Here is a 22,134-nt window from a genome sequence, read left to right as displayed (position 1 = left end):
GCCTTGCTACTATCAAACGGACTCTCAGCCCAGCCTGCCGGAGGCAGCATGTTCAGTGGACTTTGCGCATTTCCTTTGACACCTTTGCATCAGCAAAAATTTGATGAAAAAGCGTTTATTCGTATTCTCGCCCGTCTTACCGATGCCGGAGTCGACTCTCTGGGCATCTTAGGTTCAACCGGTAGCTACGCTTATCTCAGCCGTGAGCAGCGCAGACGAGTGGTGCAGGTGGCGAAGGCGCATGCGGGGTCGATCCCGATGATGGTCGGCGTCGGCGCCATTGCGACTAACGAGGTGCTACGCCTGGTGGAGGATGCTCAGGAGGCAGGGGCGGATGCGTTATTACTGCCGATGATGTCCTATCAGCCGCTTTCCGCGGAGGAGATCTTTGCCTTTTACGAAGAAGTTTGCCGGCATGTCTCGGTGCCGGTTTGCCTGTATGACAATCCCCGCACTACCCACGTAATGCTGGCGGATGAGCTGCAGGGGCGCATCGCCGCCTTGCCGGCCATTGCCTCGATTAAAATTCCCGGCCTGCCCGCGCCACAGGCGAGCGAACGTGTAGCGGCCCTGCGTCAGCATCTTCCCTCTCGCGTTACGCTTGGCGTTAGCGGCGATGCGTGGGCCACTGCCGGGTTGCAGGCCGGCTGCGAAGCCTGGTATTCGGTCTGCGGCGGACTCTTTCCCCGCTGCTCACTGGCGCTGGTAAGAGCGATACGTAGCGGCGATGTGGCGCAGACTGCGGCACTGAATGAGCAGCTGGCCCCCCTATGGCGATCCTTTGATCGCTATGGTGGTAGCCTGCGAGTGATAGCCAGCGCCGCAGCGATGCTCGGACTCTGCGATCCAGACTCGCTTCCCCGTCCTTTGCTTTCGTTAGGGGAGGAGGCCTGTCGTGAGGTGGCGTCGGCGCTGCGCGGCCTGGCCTGATCGCGTATCGTTGACACCGACGCAATAGGTATCGCCGGGTGGCTTTCTGTCGGCAATTCGGCTACTGTAGGCCCGATTTTTACCATGCGAGCCTGTGAATGAATACCGGACCTTTGAACGAAAACGAACTGGAATGGCTGGATGACACTCTGGCGAAATACGCCGCCGAAGGCGCCATTCTGGATGTCTCTGAACTGGATGGCCTGCTGACGGCGATCCTCTCTGCGCCGACCGACATCGAACCCGCTCAGTGGCTGCTGGCGATTTGGGGCGGGGCGGATAATGTCCCGCGCTGGGCCAACGATCGCGAGCGCGATCGCTTTGTCAATCTGACGCTGCAGCATATGAGCGATATCGCCGAACGGCTGGAGTCTTATCCCGATCAGTTCGAACCGCTGTTCGGCACCCGCGAAGCGGAAGGTCAGGAGCTGACCATAGTCGAGGAGTGGTGCTTTGGCTATCTGCGCGGCGTGGCGCTGAGCGACTGGTCGACGTTGCCCGCTGAACTCCAGCCGGAGCTGGACGCTATCGCGCTCCACGGCAGCGAAGAACAGTTTAGCGCGCTGGATAATCTGACGGCGGATGAATTTATCGCCAGCATCGAGCGTATCACGCCGGCGGCGCTGGCGCTTTACCAGTACTGGATAGCGAATCCGCAGCCGGTGGAGGCCCCGCAGCCAATAAGAAATGAAGCGAAAGTCGGACGCAACGATCCCTGCCCATGCGGCAGCGGTAAAAAGTATAAGCAGTGTTGCTTAGCGAAATGAACAAGGGGCCAGCAGGCCCCTTTTTTATCCCACCGCGGGCAACAACCCGGCAGCGATGCTGAACTGAATAGCCACGATGCCGATCCCGCACAGCAGAACCAGCCATAGGGTCGGTGCGCCGCCGGCGACCCGCCAGGTAGCCTGCGGATGCTCTCGGCGACTCTTCATGACCAGCAGAGCCGGCATTATCAGCGCCAGCACGGCTAATGCCACCCCGGCGTAGCCGAGGGCCATGACGAAACCGCGGGGATAGAACAGGGCGAACGCCAGCGGCGGCAGGAAGGTGATTATCCCGCTCTGCAGACGCCCGCCGACGCTGTTTTTACGCTGAAACATATCCGCCAGATAATCAAACAGGCCGAGCGAGACGCCGAGGAATGACGTCGCCAGCGCAAGGTCGGCAAACAGGTGAACGGCCAGCTCCACATGCGGTGACGCCACCACTTCGCGGATCGCCTCCAGCAGGCCGTTCAGACCAGCGTTATTTGCCAGCAGGGCGGTAAAGGCCGGGGCGTCGATACTGCCCAGCGTCGCCAGCTGCCAGAAAATATAGGCCACCAGCGGAATAAAGCTGCCGATGATAAATACCCGGCGCAATTTGCGAATATCCCCCCCCAGATAGCTGACGATGCTCGGGACGCTGCCGTGAAAACCAAAGGAGGTGAAAATCACCGGAATGGCCGACAGGGCCAGGCCTTGCTCAACCGGCAGCGTCAGCAGGTTCACCTGATGAATGTGCGGCATCAGCAGGGCCAGCATAATCACCAGGAAGACGATTTTGGCGCTAAACAGGAAGCGATTGAACAGATCCACCAGCGCGGTGCCAATGCACACTACCGCCCCGCCGAGGAGGGTGAAGATCAGTACGCCTGCGGCCGGCGGTAGCTGCCAGTCCAGCCACTGGTTGAGGCTGGAAGCGAGTAATTCACCGGCGCCACTGATATAGGCTGCCGTGAGGGCGTACAGCAGAAACAGCATGCAGAATCCGGTAACCCACTGCCCATAACGGCCCAGATAGCGCGCCGCCAGAGAACCGAGCCCCATATCGGCAGGGACATGCTGGTAGACTTCCAGCAGCAAAAGGGCGGTATAGCACATCAATGCCCACAGGGTGAAAAGTAAACCCAACGTGACGGTAAAGCCGACGCCTGCGGCGGCCAATGGCATTGCCAACATTCCTGCACCGATGGTGGTGCCAGCTACGATTAAAATACTGCCCAGAGTGCGGTTTTTCACGCTTTTCGCTATCCCTACAGCAAATAACAATAAATTATGCCGCGCAGAGTAGGGGATATTACGGCTTTCGTCAAATCGGGATTACAAGTTGTGTAATGAAATGTTTACATAATAAGAGGGCGAAAGCCTGCGCTGGCGCAAGGCGCGGGTTGACGGTCTGGCCTAAGCTGGCGGTTTTTGCAGGAGGGGTTATGTCTTCTATTCATGGTCATGAAGTTTTACAGATGATGCTCGCCTCGGGTGAGTCCTGGACGGTTGCCTCGCTGGAGGCCGCCATTCGCCGCCGCTTTGGCGAAGAGGCGCGGTTTCACACCTGTTCAGCAGAGAATCTAAGCGCCGCACAGCTGGTGGCGTTTTTAGAGAAAAAAGGCAAATTTATTGCCAGAGAGGAAGGTTTTACTACCGCAGAAAATAAGATCTGCCGACATTAAGAGGGCCGCGACACGGACTGTCGCGGCGCGGGGGATTAATTCTGCGCGTCGAGGGTAGCCAGCTCTTTATCGATAAAGTACAGACCTTCGCCGCTTTTTCCAGCGAGGGTCAGTTTATCGATCACCGATTTAAATAATTTCTCTTCTTCATGCTGTTCAGCAACATACCACTGCAGGAAATTAAAGGTCGGGTAATCCTGGCTGGTCATGGCCGCGTGCGCCAGTTCATTTATTTTTTGCGTGATCAGCTGCTCATGCTCGTAGGTCTGGCGGAACAGCTCGTCGAGTGAGGCATATTCGGCAAACGGGGAGGCGATAGCGTTGATCCGCGGCAGGCTGCCGGTATCGGTTAGATAGTCGAACAGGCGCTGCATATGGGTCATCTCTTCCTGAGCATGGCGACGCAGGAAGGCCGCGGCGCCTTCAAAACTGTGGTAACTGCACCAGGCGCTCATCTGCTGATAAAGAAGAGAAGAATAGAGTTCAAGATTCATCTGTTCATTGAGTTTGTCAATCATGTCCGTTTTCAGCATCGTTGCACTCCTGGAATTAAATAATAGATGTTATTGGCTGCCACTATAATTTGTTATTTAATTATTTGCAAAAAGTAAATTTAAAAATGTTTTATTTAAAATGCTAATGGGAATAACACGCATTGGCAGTTTAATAATAAATGAGAATGCTTTTAATTTATTATTCATTGTTGCCAGGGGCGGTCAGGACTTTGTCGCCGGCGGGTGGTAAGGGAGGACGAAGCGGATGCGCCAGCATGCAGAGGGCTGAGGTCAACAGACAGGGGGAGCTTGCGAAAGTGTGAAGCACTGCGTAAATTTTAAAACAACCTTTCATAAAATTTGAAAGTTTGTTTTCAAGGTAGTAGAGTGCAGTCAACGCCAATGACATTCTGCGGGCAGGCCCGCACAGCATTCAGGAGAGTAAACCATGAAGATTGCACTGATGATGGAGAACAGCCAGGCGAACAAAAACGCCATCATCCTCAAGGAGCTTAACGCGGTTGCCGACGAAAAAGGATTCCCGGTCTATAACGTCGGCATGAGCGATGAGAACGATCATCATCTGACCTACATCCATCTTGGGATCATGGCCAGTATTCTGCTGAATTCGAAAGCAGTTGACTTCGTGGTCACCGGCTGCGGTACCGGTCAGGGGGCGCTGATGTCGCTGAACATCCATCCGGGCGTGGTCTGCGGCTACTGTATCGATCCGGCGGATGCGTTCCTGTTTGCCCAGATCAACAACGGTAATGCGCTGTCGCTGCCGTTTGCCAAAGGCTTCGGCTGGGGCGCCGAACTGAATGTGCGGTTTATCTTTGAAAAAGCCTTTACCGGCCGCAACGGCGAAGGCTATCCGCCGGAGCGCAAAGAACCGCAGGTGCGCAATGCCGGGATCCTCAACCAGGTCAAAGCAGCAGTAGTAAAAGAGAACTACCTCGATACCCTGCGCGCCATCGATCCGCAGCTGGTGAAAACCGCAGTCTCCGGCCCACGCTTCCAGCAGTGCTTCTTCGAAAACTGCCAGGATAAAGCAATCGAAGACTTTGTTCGCCAGATCGTCGCTTAACCGTCATCAGGGCCAGCGCCGCTGGCCCTTCCGTCGTTTATTTTTTCTTCTATTTCTTCTTCTCCGACACGCTGCTGCAGGCCGTTTTGGCCAGATGCAGGCTGTCGATCATCCCTACCAGACAGATCAAGGCGATAAACACAAACGACAGGCGGAAGCTGATCCCCGGTAGTTCAGTAAGATGCAGCCAGTCGCCGACCTGCTCGCCCAGGCGAATGCCAATCGCCCCGAGCGTGATCCCCAGCCCTACCGCCAGCTGCGACGCGGTACTGAACAGCGTATTAGCATCACTCATCTGCGCGGCGGGGACATCGGCGAAGGCCAGCGTGCTTACACCGGTAAACTGGATTGAGCGAAACACCCCGCCGAGATAAAGGATCAGCATGATGGCCCAGACCGGCGTCTGCGGCGTAAGCAGCGCGCAAGCCAGCAGCGAACAGACGTTCAACGCGCCATTGATCAGCAGTAGCCGACGAAAGCCCAGCCAGCGAATGAGCGGTGTGGTGGCGGGTTTAATGGTTAAATTACCGACAAACACCGCCAGCACCAGCAGGCCGGAATGAAAAGGATCCATACCGAATCCCACCTGGAACAGTAGGGGGAGCAGAAAAGGCACCGCGCTGATGGAGGCCCGGAACAACGAGCCGCCGTACATTGTCACCCGGAACGTCGGCACCTGCAGGGCGTCGAGACGAACCATAGGCGCCGCCGCCCGGCGGAAATGACGAATGGAATATAACAGACAGCCGAAGCCAAGCGCGGCGAGAGCCAGCGTCGGCCAGATCTGCGGCTGGCGATCGCCGAGCCGCTCCATCGCGGTCACCAGACTGACCATCGCGACCGAGGTAGTGATAAATCCGCTGAGATCGAAGGAGCGCCGTTCCGTTTCGCGAATATCAGGGATAATGCGCAGCGAAAGGATGATGGCGGCAAGGCCCAGCGGGACATTGATAAAGAAGATCCAGTGCCAGCTGGCGTAGCGGGTTATAAAGCCGCCCAAAGGCGGGCCGATAATGGGGGCCACCAGCGCCGGCCAGGTCAGGGTGGCGATGGCCTTGATCAGCTGGTGTTTCGGCGTGGTGCGTAGCACCGCAAGGCGACCAACGGGGACCATCAGCGCGCCGCCGACTCCCTGAAGGATACGCATGGCGACAAAGATATGCACCTCGGTGGAGAGGCCGCAGAAGACCGAGGCAAGGGTAAAGATCGCCAGGGCGAGAGTAAAAATAGCCCGGGCGCCGAAGCGATCGGCGATCCAGCCGCTGGCCGGGATCAGGACCGCAAGGGTAATCAGATAGGCGCTGATGCCGATATTCAGTTCGACCGCGGTGACGCCAAAATCCCTCGCCATATCGGGCAGGGCGGTGGCGATCACCGTCCCGTCGAGAAACTCCATAAAAAAGGCACCGGCCACCAGCAGCGCCGGCGCTGAAAAAGCACGTTCATCGCGGGAAGAGATCGCGGTATTCATGTTGTCACTGCCATCAAGAGTGTGATCCTGTGCAAAGCGGCAGGAGACGACCCGCCAGCCAGTAGGGTAGATAAAAAAACCTGCGACGGCAGGTTTTATTATCGTTAACGATTTAGGGTACTATTACGCTCCTGAAAAAAGGAGTAATTAATGTCTCAACATCTTACCGAACACGACGAGCTGGTTTCCGATGTGGTTGCCTGCCAGCTGGTTATCAAACAGATCCTCGATGTCATTGACGTCATTGCGCCGGTGGAAGTGCGTGAAAAAATGACCACTCAGCTGAAAGCTATCGACTTCGCCAGCCATCCGGCTTCTGCCGATCCGGTGACCCTTCGCGCGGTGCAAAAAGCGATCGCGTTGATTGAGCTGAAGTTTACTCCACAGGAAGAAACGCATTAATACCAGGCCTCGCCGGATACCGGCGGGGCCTTCTTCTTTAATGGGAAACGACGGTCTGCGCAGGCGCAGGGGCAGCATCTTTGAACAATTTGCTGTTGCCCCAGCACTCTTCGTAGCGATGGCCGACCAGATCCTCCACGATAACCCGCACGTCCGGCGCAATATCGCTAATTTTGCCGCCCGCTTTTATCCGCGCGACTTCCTGCAGCACCACCAGATGGGCCTTCCGGTCCAGCTTCATCTGCTTGCTGAAGACGATGGCGGCCAGGGCTAATGCGATCACCCCGACGCAGAATACCACTGCGATAGCGGTCACCGCGCTTTCCGGTTGGCTGTGCGCTTTTGACTGGAAACCGTAGAAGCTCAGGATCGCCCCCATCGAGAACACCACAATCGAGCGCAGAATTTTTCCCGAGAAGGTCATGGCGCCGGCATAGATCCCTTCCCGCCGGCGTCCGGTGTAGATCTCATCGACATCGGCCAGGAAGGTGTAAACGGTCCAGGGTATATAGTAAACCCCGCCGGTACCCAGGCCGAACAGCACGGTAATGCCGAACATCAGCACTGTCGCCAGGCCGGACGGTAGATGGAAAAACCACAGCGAGGTATACAGCAGAACCGCGAAAATGACGATCCCCAGCGCCAGGATATAGGGTTTGCTGAAGCCCTTTTTCACGCACAGGCCGATAAACAGCGCCGTAGAGATCAGCTGCAGAATCGAGTTCAGGCTGTTCAGCCCGGCCACCATCGCTGGATCGTGTTGTAGAACGAAGATCACGAAATAGGTGAAGATGGAGGCAAACAGCCATTCCGCGCCAAAGCCGCACAGGTACATACCAAGATGTTTGCGGAATACGCGTAGATAAAAAGTCGAACGCATATCTTTCGCCAGCGACAGCAGGGTGCTCAGCAGTCCTTTTTTCGCGCTGGTTTCCACCTCTTCCCCGCGCTCACGCTCCCAGCTGCACAACCACAGGCAGGAAATAGCGACGATCAGGATCGCGCCATAGGTCAGACCGGTGAGGAAGAAAGGGGTGGCAGAATCTTTGCCATACAGCAGAATGAACTGGCCGGGAATAAACGCCGCGAGGAAGTTGGCCAGCTTACCAAAGATAGCTTTATAGCCGGTCAGTTTTGAACGCAGTGAGAAATCATCGGTCATCTCTGTCGCCAGCGTTTCATAAGGCACCATGATAGAGGTGTAGATGATCTCAAACACCACATAGGTGCTAAGGTAGTACCAGAAACTCAGGCCTTCCACCCACAGCAGCGGGTAGAACATCATCAGCGGAATACCGATTAGCAGAAAGAAACGCCGGCGGCCGAAGCGCTTGCCCAAGCGCGTTTTGCCAAAATTATCCGTCAGATAGCCCATCAGCGGGTTGCTGATAGCGTCAATGATGCTGGCGACGGAGAAGATAAATGAGGCCTCGATCAGCGTCAGGCCGCAAAAGGTCGTATAAAAATAGAGTAGCCATGCGCCGCTTATCGCCAGTGCGCCGCTCCCTAACAGATTTCCGCCGCCGTAGGCTAACTGATGGCGTAACAAGATCGGTCTTCCCTGCAGCCCTTCAGAGGCTGAAGCCGTGTATCTAGCCATAAAAAAATAAACCTCGTGTTTTATATTTTTGAAACACTGTTTTTATATTTCTTTATGGTTCGTCAAAAAGTGACCGCGCTCACTAATCCCCCTTATGGGGTAACGGTGATGAGGGAATGGGATCGAGTTAAAACTTTTTTATTCTTGAAAGGAATAATAGGGGAGAAAAAATAGACGTAATGGATTAATAAACCGGGCGGGGCAGCGCAGACGCGCTCCCCCTGGCAGAGCGATAAAGGCTTGATTAATGCGCTTTCTGCGCTTCTCCAACGATAGCCATCAGACGCCGATCGGTCTGCTCCATCCCGAGACCGGCTTTATCGGCATTACGAATTTCCTCAAGCACGCTTTGCAATAGCAGGCCATCCTGCTGCTGCTCTTCCGCCAACAGCGTGAGAAACCGCCAGGTGCTGTCATCGCTTTGCGCTTTGGCTTCCTGAGCGAGACCGCTCAGCAGACGACTGCGCTGTTGGTAATCGCTCAGGGTTTGGGTAAACAGATCTTCCAGCGAGGTGCACTCAGGGTTACAGGCGTGGTCGGGATTGACGATCGGCCAGCTGCCGGCTTTTTTCAGGTAGTCAAATACGCGCATAGTGAGGGTGATGCTGCTTTGCGCGCGGGTGCGCAGAAACGTCGCGGCTCCGTCGAAGCGATGTCGGGCGCACCACTCACTTAAGTTCAGGTAAACGTTAGAGGCGTGAAACTCAAGATTCATTTGGGTGTTTAGCTTTTGTGCCATTCCTGGAACTGCCATAAAAAATATCCTTATTAACCGGGAAGGGGTTACTGGTGCGCGTCAGCGGATCCTGCGGATAACTACAAGATAAAATAGTGACACGCGGCACTGTTGCAGAATAATAAAACTCTACACATTCCGTATGAGTCGGGTATTTTTTCCATTTGCCGACGATTTAAGAATACTCGCTCAACGAAATTAAGAAAACTCTCAAGCGCGGTAATTTACGTTTTGTTACACCATTATTTGTGCAAACTACCAGGGCTGAGATTGTGCGCCGTTGGCAGGGGCTCGCTGGTTTCAGATTGGTTATAAGATATAAGTATTTGACTACGAGATTCGTCGTAGAAGAGAACGGAATAAGTTATTTCATTAGTAATGTTTCAGGTTGATGATCATTATTTTTATTTTTTGTTGCAGGCGCTTTTATCAAGAGGAATATATTTTTTCTATTCGGAATAAATTACGCCAAAGATCCGTTTTTTCGCGATATTAAGCGGGCCATGTGGCTCAGCGGTGCGAGGTGGGTTGCCATTTGAGTGGCGCACAGGCGATCGCCCGCAGCAACGCCGTCAATCGCTGATGATAACAGTGCTGTAACCCACCGTTAAACATCCTCTGACAACACAAGGATAAGCCTGCTGATGGTATAGATGATCCTGCTATGCCCCGGTAAAATTGTATGACAATTGTGTCATTTTTTATGTCATTTTTTGCTAAATGTATGTACGCAATTACTGTAATTCCGCGATGTGATAATGCTCTCGTATGGAGAAATAATTTCCGGGTATTACTACTCTAACAACGGCAGTGGGGAATGCGATTTTTCTAATGCCTTGTTTTGATGCCGATTAAATTGTTAATTCCGATTTTTCCCTACATGAAAGCGAATTAAAGCTGGAGTTTACCATGCACAAATTTACTAAAGCGCTGGCGGCCATTGGTTTCGCTGCAGTTATGTCACAATCAGCTATGGCGGAAAATCTTAAACTGGGTTTTCTGGTTAAACAGCCGGAAGAGCCATGGTTTCAGACTGAGTGGAAATTTGCTGATAAAGCAGGAAAAGATTTAGGCTTTGACGTTATTAAAATTGCGGTTCCGGATGGGGAGAAAACCCTGAATGCCATTGACAGCCTGGCGGCCAGCGGCGCGAAGGGCTTTGTCATCTGTACCCCCGATCCCAAGCTCGGGTCGGCGATTGTCGCCAAAGCGCGTGGCTATGACATGAAGGTGATTACCGTCGATGACCAGTTCGTCAATGCGAAAGGCAAACCGATGGAGAGCGTACCGCTGGTGATGATGGCGGCGAGCGAAATTGGCGCCCGTCAGGGGCAGGAACTCTATAAAGAGATGCAAAAGCGCGGCTGGGATGTCAAAGACACCGCCGTAATGGCGATCACCGCCGATGAGTTGGATACCGCGCGCCGTCGCACCACCGGCTCCATCGATGCCCTGAAGGCGGCCGGCTTCCCGGACGCGCAAATCTACCGCGTGCCGACAAAATCCAACGATATCCCGGGAGCGTTCGACGCCGGTAACTCGATGCTGGTCCAGCATCCGCAGGTTAAACACTGGCTGATCGTCGGGATGAACGACAACACCGTCCTCGGCGGCGTGCGCGCGACCGAAGGTCAGGGCTTTAAAGCTCCCGATGTGATTGGCATCGGCATCAACGGCGTGGATGCCGTTAACGAACTGTCGAAGGCGCAGCCGACCGGCTTCTATGGTTCTCTGCTGCCAAGCCCGGATATCCACGGCTACAAAACCAGCGAAATGCTCTACAACTGGGTCACCAAGGGCGTCGAGCCGCCGAAGTTCACGGCGGTGACCGATGTGGTGTTGATTACCCGCGATAACTTCAAAGAAGAGCTGGCGAAAAAAGGGCTGTAACAGCCTGATTAAACTGGCCCCCGCCGCGGCGCGGGGGCTGAGTGCAGAAGAGCGGAGTCGTTATGCAACAGTCTACCCCTTATCTCTCATTTCGCGGCATCACCATGACGTTCCCTGGCGTAAAGGCCTTGTCCGATATCAGTTTTGACTGCTACCCAGGACAGATCCACGCGCTGATGGGCGAAAATGGCGCAGGCAAATCGACGCTGTTGAAAATTCTCAGCGGCAACTATATCCCGACCGCGGGCCATCTGCAGATCGGCGGCCAGCAGATGGCATTCGCCAATACCATGGAGGCGCTGAATGCCGGCGTGGCAATTATCTACCAGGAGCTGCATCTGATCCCGGAGATGACCGTCGCCGAAAATATCTATCTCGGTCAGCTGCCGCACAGAGGCGGCATAGTCAATCGCTCGCTGCTCAACTATGAGGCCCGCCTGCAGCTGGAGCATCTGGGTCTGGATATCGACCCGGAGACGCCGCTGAAATATCTCTCCATTGGTCAATGGCAGATGGTGGAGATTGCCAAAGCGCTGGCGCGTAACGCCAAGATTATCGCGTTCGATGAGCCGACCAGCTCGCTCTCCGCCAGAGAGATCGACAACCTGTTTCGCGTCATCCGCGAGTTGCGGGAGGAGGGAAGGGTCATCATCTATGTTTCACACCGGATGGAAGAGATTTTTGCCCTCAGCGATGCCATCACCGTCTTTAAAGATGGCCGCTACGTTTGCACCTTTGACGATATGCCGAGCGTCAGCCACGACGCCCTGGTCCAGGCGATGGTAGGCCGCAATCTGGGCGATATTTATGGCTGGAAGCCTCGCTCCTATGGCGAGGAGCGGCTGCGCCTGGAGGAGGTCAAAGCGCCGGGCGTGCGCACGCCGGTTAGTCTCTCGGTGCGCAGCGGTGAAATTGTCGGTTTGTTCGGACTGGTGGGTGCCGGGCGCAGCGAACTAATGAAAGGCCTGTTTGGCGGCACGCAGATAACCGGCGGTCAGGTGTATATCGATGGCCAGCCCGTCTCCATTCGCAAACCGGCCCAGGCCATCCAGGCCGGGATGATGCTGTGCCCGGAGGATCGTAAAGCGGAGGGGATTATTCCGGTGCATTCCGTGCGCGATAACATCAATATCAGCGCCCGGCGCAAGCATATTCACGCTGGCTGCCTGATCAACAACGCCTGGGAGGCGGACAACGCCGATCAACATATCCAGTCGCTGAATATTAAAACGCCGGGCCCGGAACAGCTGATTATGAACCTGTCGGGCGGCAACCAGCAGAAAGCGATCCTTGGCCGCTGGCTGTCGGAAGAGATGAAGGTGATCCTGCTTGATGAGCCAACCCGCGGCATCGACGTCGGCGCCAAACATGAAATTTACAATGTGATCTATGGCCTCGCCGCCTCCGGTGTCGCCGTGGTGTTTGCCTCCAGCGACCTGCCGGAAGTGCTGGGCGTCGCTGACCGCATCGTGGTGATGCGCGAAGGACAAATCGCCGGCGAACTGCTGCATGAAGAAGCCAATGAACAGCAGGCGTTAAGCCTTGCGATGCCAACAGTGAGCCAGGCTGTCGCCTGAGTAAGGAGTAAATGATGTCATCAGTGACTACGTCCGGGGCTACCCGCTCAACCTTTAGCTTTGCCCGCATCTGGGATCAGTTTGGCATGCTGGTGGTGTTTGCGGTGCTGTTTATCGGCTGTGTGATTTTTGTGCCCAACTTTGCTTCATTCGTCAATATGAAAGGGCTGGGGCTGGCGATCTCGATGTCCGGGATGGTGGCCTGCGGCATGCTGTTTTGCCTGGCCTCCGGCGATTTTGACCTGTCGGTGGCGTCGGTTATCGCCTGCGCCGGGGTCACCACCGCGGTGGTGATTAATCTCAGCGAAAGCCTGTGGCTGGGGATCGCCGCAGGCCTGTTGCTGGGGGCGCTTAGTGGTCTGGTTAACGGCTTTGTCATTGCGCGCCTTAAGATCAACGCGCTGATCACCACGCTGGCCACCATGCAGATTGTCCGCGGCCTGGCCTATATTATCTCCGACGGCAAAGCGGTGGGGATCGAAGATGAACGTTTCTTCACCCTCGGCTATGCCAACTGGTTTGGTTTGCCGGCGCCGATCTGGCTGACCGTCGCCTGCCTGGTGGTTTTCGGATTATTACTAAACAAAACCACCTTTGGCCGTAATACGCTGGCTATTGGCGGCAATGAAGAGGCGGCGCGCCTTGCCGGCGTCCCGGTGGTGCGCACCAAGATTATTATCTTTGTGCTCTCCGGTCTGGTATCGGCCGCAGCGGGTATCATTCTGGCGTCGCGGATGACCAGCGGCCAGCCGATGACCTCGATTGGCTATGAGCTGATTGTTATTTCGGCCTGCGTGCTGGGCGGAGTGTCGCTGAAGGGCGGGATCGGCAAGATCTCCTACGTGGTGGCCGGGATCCTGATCCTCGGAACCGTGGAAAATGCGATGAACCTGCTGAATATCTCGCCATTCTCACAATACGTCGTGCGCGGGGTGATCCTGCTGGCGGCGGTGATCTTCGACCGCTACAAACAAAAAGCCAAACGTGCGGCCTGAATTTAAACCGAACTTTTTAGTTTACAGAGTAATTGCCGCCAGCGCCCGTTTCGCTGGCGGTAACTATCAAAAATGGCGAGGTTGGTCACACTGTCTATACTTACATGGCTCACATATAATTAACAACCAGCTTCGGCTGGCCATGATAAGGAGGAAACAGGGTGGATAACCAGATATCTGTACCGCCTGCGCTAACCGGAAACTACGCTTTTTTCTTTGACCTCGACGGTACTCTTGCCGATATCCAACCGCACCCCGATCAGGTGGTGATACCCGACAGCACGCTGCAGGCGCTCAATGCGCTGGCCCAGCAGCAGGGGGGCGCGGTGGCATTGATTTCAGGGCGCTCAATGGCTGAACTTGACGCGCTAACCCATCCCTGGCGGCTACCGCTGGCCGGCGTTCACGGGGCCGAGCGCCGTGATATCAATGGTAAAACCTACATCGTCTCTCTGCCGACAGCGCTGCGCGATGAGATCGCGGCTGAGCTGACGTCGGCGCTGGAAGCGCTCCCGGGATGTGAGCTGGAGAGTAAAGAGATGGCTTTCGCGCTCCACTATCGCCAGGCCCCGCAGCAGCAGAGCGCCGTGCTGGAGCTGGCGCAGCGGATTGTTCAGCGCTATCCGCTGCTGGCGTTACAGCTTGGCAAGTGCGTGGTGGAGATTAAACCCCGCGGCGTCAACAAAGGGGAGGCGATTACCGCGTTCATGCAGGAGGCGCCATTCGCCGGCCGCGAACCGGTTTTTGTCGGCGATGATTTGACCGACGAGGCGGGATTCAGCGTCGTTAATCAACTGCAGGGAATGTCGGTAAAAGTTGGCGCCGGGGAAACTCAGGCGCACTGGCGGTTGGCGGATGCCGCCGCTGTAAGGACGTGGTTGCAACATCTGGCGTATGACGCGCAAACCGAAAGGAGGGATGACCATGAGTCGTTTAGTCGTAGTCTCTAACCGTATCGCCTTACCGGACGATAAAAAATCGAGCGCTGGCGGTCTGGCCGTCGGCATCCTGGGGGCACTGAGAGCGGCGGGGGGTCTGTGGTTTGGCTGGAGCGGCGAGATTGGCGATGACCAGCAGCCGCTCAAGCAGGTCTCCCGCGGGAATATTTCCTGGGCGTCGTTCAACCTTAATGAACGGGACCATGATGAATACTACAACCAGTTCTCTAACGCCGTGCTGTGGCCGGCTTTCCACTATCGTCTTGATCTGGTCAGCTTTCAGCGCGAAGCCTGGGAGGGATATCTGCGGGTTAACGCCATGCTGGCGGACAAGCTTCTGCCGCTGATTGAGCCAGACGATACGCTGTGGATCCATGATTACCATCTTCTGCCCTTCGCCAGCGAGCTGCGTAAGCGCGGGGTGAACAATCGCATCGGGTTTTTCTTACATATTCCGTTCCCGACGCCGGAGATTTTTAACGCTCTGCCGCCGCACGCTGAGCTGCTGGAGCAACTGTGCGATTACGATCTGCTGGGCTTCCAGACCGAAAGCGACAGAACCGCTTTTCTCGACAGCATTGCTATGCAGACTCGCCTATCCGACCTCGGCGATAAACGCTATCAGGCATGGGGTAAGGCGTTCAGTACCGAGGTTTATCCGATAGGGATCGATCCGGACGAAATTACGCGCAACGCTAAAGGTCCGCTGCCGCCGAAGCTGGCCCAGCTGAAGAACGAGCTGAAAAATGTGAAGAATATCTTCTCCGTGGAGCGTCTTGACTATTCGAAAGGGTTGCCGGAGCGATTCCTCGCCTACGAGACGCTGCTCGAGAAGTACCCTCAGCACCACGGCAAAATCCGTTATACCCAGATCGCGCCGACCTCCCGCGGCGATGTGCAGGCCTATCAGGATATCCGCCACCAGCTGGAAACCGCAGCCGGACGCATCAACGGACAGTTTGGTCAGCTTGGCTGGACACCGCTCTACTATCTGAATCAGCATTTTGATCGTAAGCTGCTGATGAAGGTCTTCCGCTACTCTGACGTCGGGCTGGTGACGCCGCTACGCGATGGTATGAATCTGGTGGCGAAGGAGTACGTCGCGGCGCAGGATCCGGATAACCCTGGCGTACTGGTCCTGTCGCAGTTTGCCGGGGCGGCGCAGGAGCTGACCAGCGCCCTGATCGTCAATCCTTACGATCGCGACGAGGTTGCCGCCGCGCTGGATCGCGCGCTCAGCATGCCGCTGGCGGAACGTATCGCCCGTCATTCAGCGATGCTGGACGTGATCAGAGAAAATGATATTCATAACTGGCAGGCGCGCTTTGTCGAGGATCTGCAGCATATTTCACCGCGCAGCGAGGAGAGCCGTCTGCGGGGGAAGATAGCCACCTTCCCTAAACTGGCCTAGTTCAGGAAAAGGGCTAACCGGCGTTAGCCCTTTTCAAGGGAAACCAACAGGACATCAACGCCGCAGCTGCCGACGATACTTTTCGCCGAGCAGGTGGCGCGTGAAAAGAGGGAATGGTTGTGATTGCCGCAGATCACCAGATCAACACGGTGCGAGCGGCAGAAGTCCTTAATATGATGGCCTAGCTCGCCGCAGGCGATGGTCATTCTTTCTATTGGGTAGTCCGCGTGGCGAGCCAGCTCATTGAGAAACTCCCGCGTCTCTTCCTGCATCACTTCGCGCAGATTTTCCATCATCGGTGCGGCGAACTGGTTATACAGCTCCGGATCCGTAGCGAGAGTGATTAAGCTCACCTTCGCGTTAACGGGGCGGGCAATCGACACCGCTTTTTTAATTAATACCTGACTCTCCGGCGTTGGCGCGACGGCAACCAGCAGATGGGTATAAGGCATCTGGCCTCCTTGAGATACGCGGAATAACCCTTTCTTCCATTCTTTACTCCTGTTTCCCCGACTGCGCAAGGGCCGATCCCGGGATTTGCGAGCCTGTTCGTTAGTCGGCGACCTTCCAACCAGATCACATCAATGAACCTCTCTTTTGATTAAAAAGAAATGCTGTTTTATAAATGAGTGAAGTGGCGACGTCATCTCTTTGTCATTTTGCCACCGGCGACTGTTCCGTGGCAAAAGTACAAAGGTAACCTCCTTTCACAGCTTTTAGTGTAGCCAGGTACCCACTCCCTTCCGGTGGCAAATCCGGAACGATTGTCGGCGTTCTTTTAAAAAAAAGACACAGGATCACGGCGATGAAAACACGAAAAATTGGACTGGCTAACTATCTGGCCTACGGCGCGGGCGATTTTCTCGGCGCCGGCACGACGGCGTTAACCGCCGCATGGCTGCTCTACTTTTACACGACCTTTTGCGGACTGACCCCGATTGAGGCCACGCTTATTTTTGCTGCCGCCCGCGTGCTGGACGCGGTGGTAAGCCCGCTGATGGGCTTTCTCACCGATAACTTTGGCACCACCTGGCTTGGTAAGCGCTTCGGCCGCAGAAAATTCTTTATTCTGCTCGGCATCCCCTGCGTATTCAGCTATTCAGCGATGTGGGTCGGCGAGATGGGCTTCTGGTACTACCTGGCGACCTATCTGCTGTTTGATATGGTCTATACCATGATTCTGGTGCCCTATGAGACGCTGGTGCCGGAGATGACCGATGACTTTAAACAGAAAACCAAATTCTCCGGCGCGCGCATTTCGATGGCGCAGATGTCGGCGATTTTAGCCTCCTTCCTGCCGGGGATCCTTCTCTCCTGGCTCGGCAAAGATAATGCCAGCTCGTTCTTCTATGCCAGTCTGGTGTTCTCGGTGCTGTGCGCGGTGATGCTGACTCTGGTCTGGTGTTTCACCTGGGAACGACCGCGGGAGGCGTGGTCGGAAGCGGCCCTGCGGGCGGAAGCGGAAAAACAAAACTTAACCCTTGCTCAGAGCCTCAATCGCCTGGTGATTGAGCTGAGTTCTACGCTGCGGATAAAAATTTTCCGCCAGCACCTCGGCATGTATCTGGGGGCTATATCGCCCAGGACGTCTTCAATGCCGTGTTTACCTATTACGTGGTCTTTGTTCTGATGCAGGAAGCCGCCGTCGCCTCGAACCTGCTGGGGACGATGGCCATCTTCCAGTTTATTGCAGTAATCGCCATGATCCCGCTGTGCATTCGTTTTGGCCCCGCGCCGTCGTACCGCATGGTGGTGGTCCTGTTTGGCCTGAGCTCACTCTCCTACGCGCTGCTCTATTACGCCGGACTGAGCGACGTCTATTCCTTATTGCTGCTCATCTCTGCTGTCGCCGGACTGGGACGCGGCGGGATAAATTACGTACCGTGGAATACCTACACCTATATTGCCGACGTCGACGAAGCGATCACCGGCCAGCGCCGGGAGGGGATTTTTGCCGGCATCATGACCCTGACCCGCAAAGCCTCGCAGGCGGGGGCGGTGATGCTGGTGGGGATCATTATGCAGTTGTCGGGGTTTGTTTCCGGGCAAAAAATACAGCCTGAAGGGGTCAGCCATACCATTCTGCTGATCCTCAGCGTCGGCACTCTGGTGGTGTTAGCCTGCGGCTTCCTCGTCTCGCTGCGCTTCAAGCTCAACCTGCACACCCACAGCGTCCTGCGCAGCGAGACCCTCAGAATGCGCGAGCTCGGCTACGCTCAGTCGGAACAGACCAGTGCGGAACACCGCGCGGTGGTCGAGCTGCTGGCGGGGATGCCTTACGACTGTCTGTGGGGCAATAACAATATTGGCTATCTGAATCGTCATAAACCTGCTGCCCCGGCGCTCATTAAGGGCGGCGCTTTGAATTCGACATATACCCGAGGTTAACAACATGAAAGTTTGGCCGGTCAAACATAGCCCATTACTGCGTCAGCCTGAGCGTTTTATCGCCCGCAGCGAACTGCAGGCGCTGATCCGCAACGTGACGCAAAACCTGGTGAATATTAAGGATGAGAGCGGGCAATTTTTACTACGCCTGGATGACGGGCGCGTGATCGATACCAAAGGCTGGGCCGGCTGGGAGTGGACCCACGGCGTTGGGCTGTACGGCATCTATCAGTATTACCAGCAAACCGGCGATATCGAGATGCGTGATATCATCGATCGCTGGTTTGCCGACCGCTTCGCCGAGGGGGCAACGACCAAAAACGTCAATACTATGGCCCCGTTTCTGACCCTGGCTTACCGCTTTGAAGAGACCGGCCGTATGGCGTATCTGCCGTGGCTGGAGAGCTGGGCGGAGTGGGCGATGCACGAGATGCCGCGCACCGAGCAGGGCGGTATGCAGCACATGACTCTGGCGGAGGAGAACCATCAGCAAATGTGGGATGACACGCTGATGATGACCGTGTTGCCGTTAGCCAAAATTGGCAAGCTGCTTAACCGCCCGCAGTATGTGGAGGAGGCAACCTACCAGTTCCTGCTCCATGTGCAGAACCTGATGGACCGGGAGACCGGGCTGTGGTTTCACGGCTGGAACTATGAGGGGCGGCATAACTTTGCCCGGGCGCGTTGGGCGCGGGGCAACAGCTGGCTCACCATGGTGATCCCGGATTTTCTGGAACTGGTGGATCTCCCCGAGGGGAACGCGGTACGGCGCTATCTGATTACAGTCCTCGACGCACAGATTGCCGCCTTGGCAAAATGCCAGGACGACAGCGGCCTGTGGCATACCTTGCTGGACGACCCGCACTCTTATCTTGAGGCCTCGGCGACCGCCGGCTTTGCCTACGGCATTCTCAAAGCGGTGCGCAAGCGTTACGTCGGGCAGCACTACGCCGGGGTGGCTGAAAAAGCGATTCGCGGAATTGTGCAGAATATTTCGCCGCAGGGGGAGCTGCTGCAGACCTCATTTGGCACCGGGATGGGGTCAGACCTCGACTTTTATCGCCAGATCCCGCTTACCTCGATGCCCTACGGTCAGGCGATGGCGATCCTTTGTCTGACGGAGTATCTACGCAAGTACTTCTGAGCAGGGCGCCCCGCTGGCGAGGCGCCGAATAAAACTAACCCGGCTTTCGCCGGGTTGCTTGTTACATACGCTCGACGGTTTCGATACCGAGGGTATCGAGACCCAGCTTGAGGGTTTTCGCCGTGAGCAGCGCCAGCTTCAGACGGCTGTTGCGGGTCTCTTCGCTTTCCGCGCTGAGGATCGGGCAGTGCTCGTAGAAGCCGGAGAACAGGCCCGCCAGATCGTAGAGGTAGGCGCACATCACGTGCGGCGTCCCTTCGCGAGCGACCACGGAGAGGGTCTCTTCAAACTGCAGCAGGCGCGCGGCCAGCTGAGCTTCGCGATCTTCGGCGATGACCACCGGCGCGTCGATCATCGCGTTTTCGTCGATGCCGGCTTTGCGGAACACGGAGAGCACGCGGGTATAGGCATACTGCATATACGGCGCGGTGTTGCCTTCGAACGCCAGCATATTATCCCAGTCGAAGACATAGTCGGTGGTGCGGTTTTTCGACAGGTCGGCATATTTAACCGCGCCGATACCCACCACTTTCGCCAGATTTTCCAGCTCGTCAGCCGACATATCCGGGTTCTTCTCGGCCACCAGGCGACGGGCGCGCTCCAGCGCTTCGTCCAGCAGATCCGCCAGCTTCACGGTACCGCCGGCGCGGGTTTTAAACGGCTTGCCGTCTTTCCCCAGCATCATACCGAACATATGGTGCTCCAGTGGCACGGAGTCCGGCACGTAGCCTGCCTTGCGCACGATGGTCCACGCCTGCATCAGGTGCTGGTGCTGACGAGAGTCGATGTAGTAGAGCACGCGGTCGGCGTGCAGCGTTTCATAGCGATACTTCGCACAGGCGATATCGGTGGTGGTATAGAGGTAGCCGCCATCCTTTTTCTGGATGATGACGCCCATCGGTTCGCCTTCCTTGTTTTTGTACTCATCAAGGAAGACCACGGTAGCGCCTTCGCTCTCAACCGCCAGCCCTTTGGCTTTCAGATCGGCGACGATCCCCGGCAGCATCGGGTTGTACAGGCTCTCACCCATCACGTCATCGCGGGTCAGGGTGACGTTCAGGCGATCATAGGTGATCTGGTTCTGCGACATGGTGATGTCGACCAGCTTACGCCACATCTGCAGGAAGTACTCATCACCGCCCTGCAGCTTAACCACGTAGCTGCGCGCGCGCTCGGCGAAGGCTTCGTCTTCGTCATAGTGCTTTTTCGCTTCGCGATAGAAACCTTCGAGGTCGGCCAGGGCCATTTCGCCGGCGTTTTCCTGCTGCTGTTTTTCCAGATACGCGATCAGCATCCCGAACTGGGTGCCCCAGTCGCCGACGTGGTTGGCGCGGATCACCTTATGACCCAGGAACTCCAGGGTACGGACTGAAGCATCGCCAATGATGGTCGAACGCAGATGGCCGACGTGCATCTCTTTCGCTACGTTGGGTGCCGAGTAGTCGACGACGATAGTCTGCGCCTGCGGTTTCGTGACGCCCAGGCGCTCAGACTGCAGCGCGCGGTTGACGTTGTCCGCCAGAAACGCGGGGTCGAGGAAAATATTGATAAAGCCCGGCCCGGCGATTTCAACCTTGTTGGCAATGCCGTTGAGGTCAAGATGAGACAGTACCTGCTCTGCAAGTTGTCGCGGCGCCATACCCAGCTTTTTGGCGACAGCCATCACGCCGTTGGCCTGATAGTCGCCGAACTGAACTTTTGCTGACTGGCGGACCTGGGGTTCGCAATCGGCAGGCGCGCCTGCCGCGATCAGGGCCTGGCTGACTTTTTCTGAGAGAAGAGCCTGAATATTCACCGGAATACCTTACGTGTAATGCGCCTGCCCCCGAGGGAGGCGGCGCCATAATGTGGACAAATTAGGGCGGGAGTATACTGCATTTGTCCCCGTCCGTCAGCATTGCGCGCGGCGCGCCGGCGTGCGCAATCCATCGCCGGTCAGTTGCCCATCAGCGGGGCGGCGGTTGGTCCGCAGGCCGAAACACGGTAAATTACCTTTTCATTACTGACGAGCATTATTGACGAGCAAACCCATGGCAAACTGGCAGCAAGATGAACAACTGGCCGATATTACGGCGGATCTCCCGCGATTTTCCGATGCGCTTCAGCGCTTCACTGCGCGACTGGGACTGGAGATCGCCGGGCTCGACGCCGACCATATCTCCCTGCGCTGTCATCAGAATACCACTGCGGAACGCTGGCGCCGCGGTCTGGAGCAGTGCGGCACCCTGCTGTCGGAGAATATGATCAACGGCCGGCCCATTTGCCTGTTCAAACTGGCGGAGCCGGTCTGCGTGGCGCACTGGCGCTTCCATATCGTTGAGCTGCCGTGGCCGGGTGAAAAGCGTTATCCCCATGAAGGCTGGGAGCATATCGAAATCGTCCTGCCCGGCGATCCGGCAACCTTAAATGCCCGCGCGCTGGCGCTGCTGGCCGATGACGGACTCAGCCAGCCGGGGATCGTGGTCAAAACCAGCTCGCCGAAAGGGGAGCATGAGCGCCTGCCGAACCCCACCCTGGCGGTGACCGACGGCAGCGTGACGGTCAAATTTCATCCGTGGTCTATTGAACAAATCGTCGCCAGCGAGCAAGCCGATACGTAACAGTGTGAAGCCGCGCGGCGTCTGCCGCGTGAAATCG

Annotated in this window: 20 protein-coding genes and 3 pseudogenes; 14 read left to right on the top strand and 9 right to left on the bottom strand. The window is 56.2% G+C overall.

The annotated features are described in order from the left end of the window. The first annotated feature begins 48 nt into the window (after positions 1 to 48). Positions 49 to 930, top strand: a complete 882-nt coding sequence (locus tag BHE81_RS09810) for a dihydrodipicolinate synthase family protein (protein ID WP_110246373.1) — start codon at positions 49 to 51, stop codon at positions 928 to 930. 98 nt (positions 931 to 1,028) lie between these two features. Beyond that, positions 1,029 to 1,697: a YecA family protein gene (locus tag BHE81_RS09805; RefSeq protein ID WP_004141106.1), complete on the top strand. Its 669-nt coding sequence runs from the start codon at positions 1,029 to 1,031 to the stop codon at positions 1,695 to 1,697. A 24-nt stretch (positions 1,698 to 1,721) separates the two neighbouring features. On the opposite strand, the gene tyrP is transcribed toward BHE81_RS09805, so the two are convergent. Then, positions 1,722 to 2,933: a tyrosine transporter TyrP gene (gene tyrP / locus BHE81_RS09800; protein WP_004151453.1), complete on the bottom strand. Its 1,212-nt coding sequence runs from the start codon at positions 2,931 to 2,933 to the stop codon at positions 1,722 to 1,724. Positions 2,934 to 3,124: 191 nt separating this feature from the next. On the opposite strand from tyrP, the gene BHE81_RS09795 reads away from it, so the two are divergent. Continuing rightward, positions 3,125 to 3,364: a YecH family metal-binding protein gene (locus BHE81_RS09795; protein ID WP_004175410.1), complete on the top strand. Its 240-nt coding sequence runs from the start codon at positions 3,125 to 3,127 to the stop codon at positions 3,362 to 3,364. 35 nt (positions 3,365 to 3,399) lie between these two features. On the opposite strand, the gene ftnA is transcribed toward BHE81_RS09795, so the two are convergent. Next, the gene (gene ftnA, locus BHE81_RS09790) at positions 3,400 to 3,897 is read right to left on the bottom strand and encodes a non-heme ferritin (protein ID WP_004141101.1); all 498 of its coding nucleotides are present in this window, start codon (positions 3,895 to 3,897) and stop codon (positions 3,400 to 3,402) included. 57 nt (positions 3,898 to 3,954) lie between these two features. Continuing rightward, a pseudogene (locus BHE81_RS09785) lies at positions 3,955 to 4,135 on the bottom strand (hypothetical protein). 171 nt (positions 4,136 to 4,306) lie between these two features. On the opposite strand from BHE81_RS09785, the gene BHE81_RS09780 reads away from it, so the two are divergent. Then, entirely contained in the window at positions 4,307 to 4,945 is a 639-nt protein-coding gene (locus BHE81_RS09780; protein ID WP_002911528.1) for an RpiB/LacA/LacB family sugar-phosphate isomerase, read from the top strand. A 49-nt stretch (positions 4,946 to 4,994) separates the two neighbouring features. Here the strand turns inward: BHE81_RS09780 and BHE81_RS09775 are convergent, their stop codons facing one another. Continuing rightward, positions 4,995 to 6,416, bottom strand: a complete 1,422-nt coding sequence (locus BHE81_RS09775; RefSeq protein WP_110246372.1) for an MFS transporter — start codon at positions 6,414 to 6,416, stop codon at positions 4,995 to 4,997. Between the two features lie 150 nt (positions 6,417 to 6,566). Here BHE81_RS09775 and BHE81_RS09770 point away from each other — a divergent pair, with 150 nt between their 5' ends. Beyond that, the gene (locus tag BHE81_RS09770; RefSeq protein WP_002911524.1) at positions 6,567 to 6,818 is read left to right on the top strand and encodes a DUF2766 family protein; all 252 of its coding nucleotides are present in this window, start codon (positions 6,567 to 6,569) and stop codon (positions 6,816 to 6,818) included. A gap of 37 nt (positions 6,819 to 6,855) precedes the next feature. On the opposite strand, the gene BHE81_RS09765 is transcribed toward BHE81_RS09770, so the two are convergent. Further along, on the bottom strand, positions 6,856 to 8,367 hold the full coding sequence (locus tag BHE81_RS09765) for an MFS transporter (RefSeq protein WP_002911522.1): 1,512 nt from the start codon (positions 8,365 to 8,367) through the stop codon (positions 6,856 to 6,858). A gap of 66 nt (positions 8,368 to 8,433) precedes the next feature. Here BHE81_RS09765 and BHE81_RS09760 point away from each other — a divergent pair, with 66 nt between their 5' ends. Beyond that, on the top strand, positions 8,434 to 8,592 hold the full coding sequence (locus BHE81_RS09760; protein WP_004148869.1) for a succinate dehydrogenase: 159 nt from the start codon (positions 8,434 to 8,436) through the stop codon (positions 8,590 to 8,592). 70 nt (positions 8,593 to 8,662) lie between these two features. Here BHE81_RS09760 and BHE81_RS09755 read toward each other — a convergent pair whose 3' ends face one another. After that, entirely contained in the window at positions 8,663 to 9,172 is a 510-nt protein-coding gene (locus tag BHE81_RS09755; protein ID WP_004175413.1) for a non-heme ferritin-like protein, read from the bottom strand. Positions 9,173 to 9,606: 434 nt separating this feature from the next. Next, a pseudogene (locus tag BHE81_RS28195) lies at positions 9,607 to 9,702 on the bottom strand (hypothetical protein); the annotation flags it as partial. A 361-nt stretch (positions 9,703 to 10,063) separates the two neighbouring features. Between BHE81_RS28195 and BHE81_RS09745 the strand changes: the two are divergent. The 5 genes from BHE81_RS09745 (at position 10,064) to otsA (ending at position 15,965) form a co-directional block, all read left to right on the top strand. After that, positions 10,064 to 11,044 carry an arabinose ABC transporter substrate-binding protein gene (locus BHE81_RS09745; RefSeq protein ID WP_004891019.1) on the top strand — a complete coding sequence of 327 codons (981 nt, stop codon included), beginning with the start codon at positions 10,064 to 10,066 and terminating at the stop codon, positions 11,042 to 11,044. Positions 11,045 to 11,106: 62 nt separating this feature from the next. Then, positions 11,107 to 12,621 (top strand): L-arabinose ABC transporter ATP-binding protein AraG, encoded by a 1,515-nt coding sequence (gene araG, locus BHE81_RS09740; RefSeq protein ID WP_110246371.1) that lies wholly within the window; start codon positions 11,107 to 11,109, stop codon positions 12,619 to 12,621. A 14-nt stretch (positions 12,622 to 12,635) separates the two neighbouring features. Beyond that, positions 12,636 to 13,616 (top strand): L-arabinose ABC transporter permease AraH, encoded by a 981-nt coding sequence (gene araH, locus BHE81_RS09735; protein WP_002911507.1) that lies wholly within the window; start codon positions 12,636 to 12,638, stop codon positions 13,614 to 13,616. Positions 13,617 to 13,777: 161 nt separating this feature from the next. Further along, entirely contained in the window at positions 13,778 to 14,566 is a 789-nt protein-coding gene (otsB, locus tag BHE81_RS09730; protein WP_002911505.1) for a trehalose-phosphatase, read from the top strand. After that, entirely contained in the window at positions 14,541 to 15,965 is a 1,425-nt protein-coding gene (otsA, locus tag BHE81_RS09725; protein ID WP_004175414.1) for an alpha,alpha-trehalose-phosphate synthase, read from the top strand. The genes otsB and otsA overlap by 26 nt, the downstream gene beginning before the upstream one ends. A gap of 23 nt (positions 15,966 to 15,988) precedes the next feature. On the opposite strand, the gene uspC is transcribed toward otsA, so the two are convergent. Next, positions 15,989 to 16,417, bottom strand: a complete 429-nt coding sequence (gene uspC / locus BHE81_RS09720) for a universal stress protein UspC (protein ID WP_002911500.1) — start codon at positions 16,415 to 16,417, stop codon at positions 15,989 to 15,991. Positions 16,418 to 16,770: 353 nt separating this feature from the next. Between uspC and BHE81_RS09715 the strand changes: the two are divergent. Beyond that, positions 16,771 to 18,353 (top strand): annotated as a pseudogene (locus BHE81_RS09715) (MFS transporter). Positions 18,354 to 18,357: 4 nt separating this feature from the next. After that, complete coding sequence (locus tag BHE81_RS09710; protein WP_004184668.1) at positions 18,358 to 19,497, top strand: glycoside hydrolase family 88/105 protein; 1,140 nt, start codon at positions 18,358 to 18,360, stop codon at positions 19,495 to 19,497. A 61-nt stretch (positions 19,498 to 19,558) separates the two neighbouring features. Here the strand turns inward: BHE81_RS09710 and argS are convergent, their stop codons facing one another. Then, positions 19,559 to 21,292 carry an arginine--tRNA ligase gene (gene argS, locus BHE81_RS09705; protein ID WP_004151452.1) on the bottom strand — a complete coding sequence of 578 codons (1,734 nt, stop codon included), beginning with the start codon at positions 21,290 to 21,292 and terminating at the stop codon, positions 19,559 to 19,561. Positions 21,293 to 21,527: 235 nt separating this feature from the next. Here argS and BHE81_RS09700 point away from each other — a divergent pair, with 235 nt between their 5' ends. Next, positions 21,528 to 22,097 carry a VOC family protein gene (locus BHE81_RS09700; RefSeq protein WP_110246369.1) on the top strand — a complete coding sequence of 190 codons (570 nt, stop codon included), beginning with the start codon at positions 21,528 to 21,530 and terminating at the stop codon, positions 22,095 to 22,097. Positions 22,098 to 22,134 lie beyond the last annotated feature (37 nt).

It is taken from the genome of Klebsiella sp. AqSCr (assembly GCF_008452795.1).
Classification (GTDB): Bacteria; Pseudomonadota; Gammaproteobacteria; order Enterobacterales; family Enterobacteriaceae; genus Klebsiella; species Klebsiella pneumoniae.
The sequence above is the reverse complement of the archived record's forward strand: the minus strand, read 5'-3'. Positions and strand labels throughout refer to the sequence as shown.

Coding starts and splice junctions, on each gene's coding strand:
- BHE81_RS09780 (WP_002911528.1), top strand. CDS start 4,307: ATGAAGATTGCACTGATGATGGAGAACAGCCAGGCGAACAAAAACGCC.
- BHE81_RS09775 (WP_110246372.1), bottom strand. CDS start 6,416: ATGAATACCGCGATCTCTTCCCGCGATGAACGTGCTTTTTCAGCGCCG.
- BHE81_RS09710 (WP_004184668.1), top strand. CDS start 18,358: ATGAAAGTTTGGCCGGTCAAACATAGCCCATTACTGCGTCAGCCTGAG.
- ftnA (WP_004141101.1), bottom strand. CDS start 3,897: ATGCTGAAAACGGACATGATTGACAAACTCAATGAACAGATGAATCTT.
- BHE81_RS09770 (WP_002911524.1), top strand. CDS start 6,567: ATGTCTCAACATCTTACCGAACACGACGAGCTGGTTTCCGATGTGGTT.
- BHE81_RS09700 (WP_110246369.1), top strand. CDS start 21,528: ATGGCAAACTGGCAGCAAGATGAACAACTGGCCGATATTACGGCGGAT.
- BHE81_RS09745 (WP_004891019.1), top strand. CDS start 10,064: ATGCACAAATTTACTAAAGCGCTGGCGGCCATTGGTTTCGCTGCAGTT.
- BHE81_RS09795 (WP_004175410.1), top strand. CDS start 3,125: ATGTCTTCTATTCATGGTCATGAAGTTTTACAGATGATGCTCGCCTCG.
- araG (WP_110246371.1), top strand. CDS start 11,107: ATGCAACAGTCTACCCCTTATCTCTCATTTCGCGGCATCACCATGACG.
- araH (WP_002911507.1), top strand. CDS start 12,636: ATGTCATCAGTGACTACGTCCGGGGCTACCCGCTCAACCTTTAGCTTT.
- uspC (WP_002911500.1), bottom strand. CDS start 16,417: ATGCCTTATACCCATCTGCTGGTTGCCGTCGCGCCAACGCCGGAGAGT.
- BHE81_RS09810 (WP_110246373.1), top strand. CDS start 49: ATGTTCAGTGGACTTTGCGCATTTCCTTTGACACCTTTGCATCAGCAA.
- BHE81_RS09755 (WP_004175413.1), bottom strand. CDS start 9,172: ATGGCAGTTCCAGGAATGGCACAAAAGCTAAACACCCAAATGAATCTT.
- otsA (WP_004175414.1), top strand. CDS start 14,541: ATGAGTCGTTTAGTCGTAGTCTCTAACCGTATCGCCTTACCGGACGAT.
- BHE81_RS09805 (WP_004141106.1), top strand. CDS start 1,029: ATGAATACCGGACCTTTGAACGAAAACGAACTGGAATGGCTGGATGAC.